The sequence below is a fragment of the Rhodococcus sp. H29-C3 genome, from assembly GCF_030063405.1.
GTDB lineage: Bacteria > Actinomycetota > Actinomycetes > Mycobacteriales > Mycobacteriaceae > Rhodococcoides.
Map to the genome: position 1 here is coordinate 1 of NZ_JASITC010000055.1, position 1545 is coordinate 1545.

The following is a 1545-nucleotide window of genomic DNA, read 5'->3' on the forward strand; positions in this document are numbered from 1 at the left end:
GTCCGAGTGTGAGTTGTTGGTGCCGGTGCGTGGTGGTGTGTCGGTGGATGGCCTGTTGTTGCCGGAGATTTTGTCTTCTGCTGTGGGTGTTGCGGGTGTGGATGCTGTGGCGTTGGTGTGTGGTGGGGTGTCGGTGTCGTATGGGGATTTGGATGTTCGGTCTTCGCGGTTGGCGCGGTTGTTGATTTCGCGTGGTGTGGGTGTGGGTTCGTTTGTGGCGTTGGGGTTGCGGCGTTCGGTGGAGTCGGTGGTTGCGGTGTGGGCGGTGGCGAAGGCTGGTGGTGCGTTTTTGCCGGTGGATCCGTCGTATCCTGTGGATCGGGTGGCGCATATGTTGTCGGATTCGGCTGCGACAGTGGGGATTACTGCGGTCGAGTATGTGTCGGATGTGGGTCAGGCGGGCGGTGGGGTGTCGTGGATCGTCCTGGACGATGAGACGATCGCGCGTGAGATTGGTGGGTTCTCTGCTGAGCCGGTGTCCGATGGTGATCGGTTGGGTTCGGTTCGTCTCGATGATGCGGCGTATTTGATTTATACCTCGGGTTCGACGGGTGTGCCGAAGGGTGTGGTGGTCACTCATCGGGGTTTGGCGAATTTGGCTGAGGTAGAACGGGTTCGGTTCGGGGTGTCGACTTCGTCGCGGACTTTGGCGTTCGCGTCGCCGAGTTTCGATGCGGCGGTGCTCGAGTTGGTGTTGGCGTTCTGTGGTGGTGCGGCGATGGTGATTGCGCCGACGGATGTTTTCGGTGGGGTGGAGTTGGCGCAGTTGTTGCGTGAGGAGGAGATTTCGCATGCTTTTGTGACGCCGGCGGCGTTGGCGTCGGTGGATCCGGTGGGTCTGGATTCGCTGGGTGTGGTGGTTACTGGTGGTGATGCGTCGGGTTCTGATTTGGTCGATCGTTGGGCGCCGGGTCGGTTGATGTTCAATGCGTATGGTCCGACGGAGGCGACGGTGTTTGCGTCGTTGAGTGCGCCGATGTCGCCGGGTATTCCGGTCGATATCGGTTCTCCGGTGTCGGGTTTTGCGGTGGTGGTGTTGGATTCTCGTTTGCAGCCGGTGCCGGTGGGTGTTGTGGGTGAGTTGTATTTGGCTGGTCCTGGGTTGGCGCGTGGTTATCATGATCGGTTGGGGTTGACGGCGGAGCGGTTTGTGGCGGCGCCGTTTTCGGTTGTGGGGGAGCGGATGTATCGCACGGGTGATGTGGTGCGGTGGACTGGTTCTGGGGTTGTGGAGTATGTGGGGCGCAGCGATTTTCAGGTGAAGGTTCGTGGGTTCCGGATCGAGTTGGGTGAGATCGATGCGGTGATTGCGGCTTTGCCGGAGGTTGATTTCGTGACGACGGTGGGTGTCGATGGTCCTGGGGGTACGACGGTGTTGGTGTCGTATCTGTTCGGTGTGGCGGGCGGGTCAGTCGATGTCGATGTGGTGCGTGATCGGGTGGTGTCGGTGTTGCCGGGGCATATGGTTCCGTCGGCGTTCGTGGTGTTGGAGTCGATTCCGTTGACTCCGGCGGGCAAGTTGGATCGACGAGCACTACCCACGCC

Annotated in this window: 1 protein-coding gene; it reads left to right on the plus strand. The window is 60.5% G+C overall.

What is annotated here, in order from left to right; all coding sequences use genetic code 11:
- Positions 1-43 precede the first annotated feature (43 nt).
- A partial coding sequence (locus QMK32_RS25125; RefSeq protein WP_283478288.1) for an amino acid adenylation domain-containing protein occupies positions 44-1545 on the plus strand: 1502 nt, incomplete at its 3' end.